Source organism: Streptomyces malaysiensis subsp. samsunensis (assembly GCF_024519315.1).
Taxonomy (GTDB): Bacteria; Actinomycetota; Actinomycetes; order Streptomycetales; family Streptomycetaceae; genus Streptomyces; species Streptomyces malaysiensis.
This window is the reverse complement of record NZ_JANIIC010000045.1, coordinates 90510-96535: the sequence shown is the minus strand read 5'-3', so window position 1 is coordinate 96535 and position 6026 is coordinate 90510. Positions and strand designations below refer to the sequence as shown.

The window sequence follows — 6026 nt, the reverse complement described above, 5'->3', positions numbered from 1 at the left end:
CTTCGATGAAGGTGCGGTAGCCGTCGTCGGCGAGGGTGCGGACGGTGGTGTCGAACCGCACGGTCTGGCGGAGGTTGCGGAACCAGTAGCCGCCGTCAGCCGTGTGGGGTTCGGTCCACTCGCCGGTGACGGTGGAGAGCCAGGGGATGGTGCCGGTGGAGGTGGTGACACCGTTGAGTACGTGGTCCAGCTGGTCTTCGATGGTGTCGACGTGTCCGGTGTGGGAGGCGTAGTCGACGGGGATGTTGCGGGCTCGGATGCCCTGGTCGGTGTAGTGGGTGTGGAGTTCGTGGAGGGCGTCGGTGTCGCCTGCGATGACGGTGGCGTTGGGGCTGTTGTGGGCGGCGATCCAGAGTTTGCCGTGCCAGTTGGTGAGGTCGATGGTGTCGGCGGGGGCGGCGAGGGACATCATGCCGCCGTGTCCGGCGAGGTGGTGGGCGATGGTCTGGCTGCGGAGGGTGATGATTTTGGCGGCGGTGGGGAGGGTGAGGTGTCCGGCGACGCAGGCGGCGGCGATTTCGCCTTGGGAGTGCCCGATGACGGCGTCGGGGAGGATGCCGATGGACTGCCACAGTGCGGCCAGGGATACGACCACGGCGAAGGTGGCGGGCTGGACGACATCGACGCGGTCGAGCGAGGGAGCCTCGGGCGTACCGGTGATGACGTCGATCAACGACCAGTCGGTGTACGGGGCCAGAGCCTCGGCACACTCATGGAGCCGGGCCGCGAAGACCGGCGAAGTCTTGAGGAGCTGTGCCCCCATCCCGGCCCATTGGGCGCCTTGGCCGGGGAAGACGAACACGGTTTTGCCGTCCGCCGCAGTCTGCCCGGTGATCAGAAGCGGGTCAGGCCGTCCCTCCGCCAGGGCACGGGCGGTTTCCGTGCCGCTTTCGGTGTCGGTGGCGAGGATGACCGCGCGGTGTTCGAGAGCCGCGCGGGTGGTGGCCAGCGACCAGCCCACATCGACCGCGCGCGGGGCATCGCCCAACTCCAGGCGTCCGACGAGACGTTCGGCCTGAGCGCGCAGCGCCGAGGGGCTCTTGGCGGACAGCACCCACGGCACCACCCCACCCGTGGCCACCAAGCCAGGCGTACCCGCGTCGTCCGCCTCCGCCGCGGGCACGACCGCTTCCGGTGCCTGCTCCAGGACCACATGTGCGTTCGTCCCACTGACGCCGAAGGACGAGACTCCGGCGCGGCGGGGGTGCCCCGTCTCCGGCCAGGGCCGGGCCTCGGAGAGCAGGGACACCGCACCCGAAGCCCAGTCGACCTTGCTGGTGGGCTGTTCCACGTGCAGCGTCTTCGGCAGTACACCGCCCCGCATCGCCAGCACCATCTTGATCACACCGGCCACGCCCGCCGCCGCCTGCGCATGCCCGATGTTCGACTTCAACGAACCGAGCCACAGCGGCCGATCCTCCGACCGCTCCTGCCCGTACGTGGCCAGCAGGGCCTGGGCCTCGATCGGATCGCCGAGGGCGGTGCCGGTGCCATGGGCCTCCACGGCGTCCACATCGGCCACCGTCAGCCCGGCGTTCGCCAATGCCTGCCGGATCACTCGTTCCTGGGAGGGGCCGTTGGGCGCGGTCAGGCCGTTGGAGGCGCCGTCCTGGTTGACGGCCGTGCCACGGACGACCGCGAGCACCTGATGCCCGTTGCGACGGGCGTCGGACAGCCGCTCCAGCAGCACCAGCCCGACGCCCTCGGACCAGTTGGTGCCGTCGGCGCCCTCCGCGAAGGACTTGCAACGCCCGTCAGGGGCGAGGCCGCGCTGGCGGGAGAACTCGATGAACGATGTCGGCCTGCTCATCACCGCGACACCCCCGGCGAGCGCCAACGAGCACTCGCCGGTACGCACCGCCTGAACCGCCAGGTGCAACGCCACCAGTGAGGACGAGCAGGCGGTGTCCACGGTCACCGCGGGCCCGGTCAGGCCCAGCGCGTAGGCCACGCGCCCGGAGACGACGCTCCCCGCGCTGCCCACACCAAGGTGGCCCTCCAGGCCCTCCGCAGTACTCCCCGCGTCGGCCCCGTAGTCGTGGTACATCACTCCGCTGAACACACCGACGTCGGTGCCGTGCAGCGAACTCGGGTCGATCCCGGCGTTCTCGAAGGTCTCCCACGCGGTCTCCAGCAGCAGCCGCTGCTGCGGGTCCATGGCCAGCGCCTCACGTGGCGAGATGCCGAAGAAGGCGGCGTCGAACCCGCCCGCGTCGGTGAGGAATCCGCCCTCGCGCACGTAGGACTTGCCCACGGCGTCCGGGTCGGGGTCGAACAGCCCGGACAGGTCCCAGCCCCGGTCCTCCGGGAATCCGCCGATCGCGTCGCGGCCGTCGGACACCAACCGCCACAGGTCCTCGGGCGTGCGGACCTCGCCCGGGAGGTGGCAGCCCATCGCCACGATCGCCACCGGCTCGTCGGACACCCCGCGCGCCCGCACCGGAGCGTGCTCGCTCCGCCTCCCGGTGATCTCGCGCACCAGATGCCGCGCCAGCGCGGCCGGGGTCGGATGGTCGAAGACCACCGTGGCGGCGAGCCGTGCCCCGGTGGCCGCGTTCAGCCGGTTCCGCAGCGCGACCGCGGTGAGTGAGGTGAAGCCGAACGCGCTGAACGCCTGGCCGGGCTCGACCGGGTCGGCCGAGGCCAGCCCCAGCGCCGCCGCGGCGTGCTCCCGCACCAGCGCCAGTGCCGTGCGCTGGCGGCCGGACTCGCTCTCGGCGGCCAGCCGCCGCCGGAACTCCGCGGCGGCGGGTTCGTCCGACGTCGGTACGGCGGACGGCGCGTCCACCAGGTGGCGCAGCACCGCGGGCACGGGCTCGCCGCCCGGCAGCCCCTGGGTGCTCGGCCTGAGCAGCGTCAGCGGGCCCTGGTCGGCGGTCAGCGCCGCGTCGAACAGGGCCAGCGCCTCGGGCAGCGGTACGGCACCGGCCACCGGCGCGGTACCGTGCTCGCCCGGCAGCGGGCCCCAGGCCAGTGCCAGCCCGCCGAGGCCCAGCGCCCGGCGCCGCCGTACCAGGGCTTCGCCGAACTGGTCGGAGGCCGCGCGGTCCGGACGGCCCGGTGAGCCGAGCACCCCGGCGGCGGAGGTGACGACAACGAACAGCGCCGGGTCGGCCCGCCGGGTCCGCTCCTCCAGGTGTGTCATGCCACGCAGCGAAGTGTCGAACGACCGCTCCGGGCCCGGCTCTTCGATATGCACCGCGGCGGTCACCGGCCGGTCCTGCGCGTCCAGCACCGAATCCAGCGCCGCCCGGTCGGCCGGGTCGCACACGGCCATCGAGACCTGGGCCCCGTCGCGCGCCAACTCACTCCGCAACGCGGCCGCCGCCTCCTCCGGCAGACCATTCGCACTGAGCAGCAGTAGATTCCGGGCGCCGTACCCGGCCACCAGGTGGCGGGCCAGCGCGGTGCCGCGGGCGGTGTCGCCACCGGTGATCACGACCAGTCCGTCCGGGTCCAGAACCGGGGCGGTGCCCGGCTCCGCGGGGACCGAGACGCGCGTCAGACGCGGCACCAGCAGCACTCCGGTACGAACCGCCGCCTGGTCGTGGCCGTTCTCGACGGCGCGCCGCAGCGCGGCCCCTCGGCCGTCCCCGTCCCCTTCTGCCGCGCCGGCCCTCTCCACGTCCATGTCCGTGTCCGTGTCCACGTCCATGTCCATGTCCAGGTCCAGGTCCAGGTCCGTGTCCACGTCCAGGTCCACGTCCAGGTCCGTGTCCACGTCCAGGTCCACGTCCACCAGGGTCAGCCGACCGGGACAGGCGGCCTGGAGCGACCGCACCACACCCCACAGCGCGGCCGACAGCGGCTCCGGTGCGTCCGCCTCGGTGCCGGTGGCCACCGCGCCCGTGGTGGCCACCACGAACTTCGTGCCGGCCAGCCGGTCGTCGGCCAGCCAGCCGCCCAGCCGGGCCGCCAACCGGTCGACCAGGTCCTGCCCCGCATCGGGGAGGCCCGCCACCGGAGGCGCCACCACGACCACATCCGGAGCCGGACGACCGCCACCTCCGGCGGAGTCGGTCACGAGGCCATCCACCGAGTCGGCTACGAGGTCGGCAACCGAGTCGGTCACGAGGTCGGCAACCGAGTCGGTCACGAGGCCATCCACTGAGTCGGCCACCAGACCGGCCACAGAGCCACCCACACCCTCGGCCACCACCCGCGCGTCCACTCCCGCGGCCCGCAGCCCCTCCGCGAGGCCGAGTGTGTCGCCGTCCAGCAGCGCCCAGGTGCCCGCCCCGGCCGGGGCGCCCGGCAGCGCGGGCTGCGGAACCCAGTCCAGCCTCAGCAGCGAGTCGTACTGGCCGTCCCCGGCGGCCCGCAGCCGTGCGGGCAGCTCCAGCAGCACATGCCGGGTGATCTTCCCCGAGGCGGTGCGCGGCACCCGAGCGATCTCGTAGATCTCCTCCGGCACCTTGAAGTACGACAGCCGCTCGCGGCACGTGGCCAGCAGCGCCGACGGGTCGAAGCCGTCCGGGCCGGCCACCACGAAGGCCACCGGCACCTCGCCGAGTACCGTGTGCGGCTTGCCCACCACGGCCACGTCCGCCACCCCGGGCACGGTGCGCAGCACGGCCTCCACCTCGCCCGGGTGGATGTTCTCCCCGGCGCGGATGACGAGTTCCTTGATCCGGCCGGTCACCGTGCAGAATCCGGCCTTGTCGCGGCGGCCGAGGTCCCCGGTGCGGTACCAGCCGTCGCGCAGCGCCGCGGCCGTCGCCTCCGGCTGGTTGTGGTACCCGGCCATGATGTTCGGCCCGGACACCCAGAACTCGCCCTCCTGCCCGGCCGGAACGTCGGCACCGGTGTCCGGGTCCACCAGCCGCACCGTCAGCCCCGGCACCGGCAGCCCGCACGACCCCTCGACCCGGGGGCCGGTGGGCCAGTTCACCGCGATCGCGCCACAGGTCTCGGTGCTGCCGTACGCGTCCACGAGCGGCACTCCGAAGGTGGACTCGAACGACCTGACCAGGTCCGCCGTGGCCACCGCCCCGCCCACGAGCGCCACCCGCAGCTCGGGCGCGGCGAAGTCGCGCTCCCGCGCCGCCTCGATCAGATGGTGGTAGAGCGTCGGCACTCCGGCGACGAAGGTCGACCGCTCCTCGCGCAGCGCCTCCAGCACATCGGCCGTCGCCACCCCGTCCACGATCCGGGTACTGGCCCCGACGGCGGTCGCCGCCAGCAGACACACGATGTGCGACAGGCTGTGGAACAGCGGGAGCGGCCACAGCACCCGGTCCTCGGCGGTCAGCCCGGTCACGGGTACGTAGCAGGCGGCCAGGGACCACAGGCAGTTCCGTTGAGTGGACAGCACGCCTTTCGGCAGGCCCGTGGTGCCCGAGGTGTAGAGCATCCACGCGACCTCGTCCAGGCCCAGGTCGTCGCGGGCCGCCAGCTCCGGCTCGGTGTCCGGCAGCGGCTCGTACGCGATGAACCCCTTGGGCAGCGGTCCGTCGCCACTGACGACCACCCTCAGCTCCGGGATCTGCTCCCGCAGCCGGTCGAACTGGTCGGCGTGGGCGGCGTCGGTGAGCACCAGCCGGGCGCCGCTGTCGTCGAGCAGATAGGAGAGTTCCGCGTCGGTCGACCGCGGGTTGACCGGCACCGCGATGGCGTTCGCGCGCAACACGCCGAAGTAGCTCTCCAGCGTCTCCACGCGGTTGCCCAGGCAGATCATCGCGCGGTCGCCGGGGTGCAGCCGCAGCCCCGCGAGATGCCCGGCCAGCCGCCGGGTACGGCGCTCGAGTTCGGCATGGCTGACCGTGCGGTGGCCGTCGGAACAGGCCGGCTTGTCACCGAAGCGATCCGCGTTGGCCCGGAGCAGTTCGGGCACCGGCCGGATCAGGTCAGTCCGTAGCATGCCGCCACACCTCTCGGTTCGAAGCAGGGCGCGCGGGAGGAGCGACCGGCCCGCGTGGGATCGCTCCCCGCGCGGGACGGCCGCGCTCCGGTTGCGCGGCCCGAGGGAAAGAAGGCCCGGGAGAGAAAGCTCGAACGAGCTTGGGAAAGCTCGCCGCTGTAGTTGT

The 6026-nt window shown here is 72.8% G+C and carries 1 protein-coding gene; it reads right to left on the bottom strand.

Features of this window, described 5'->3' with window-relative positions:
• Positions 1-5860, bottom strand: a 5860-nt coding sequence (locus tag NQU54_RS32035) for a type I polyketide synthase (protein ID WP_257634068.1), incomplete at its 3' end; no start/stop codon positions are given.
• Between the last annotated feature and the right edge of the window lie 166 nt (positions 5861-6026).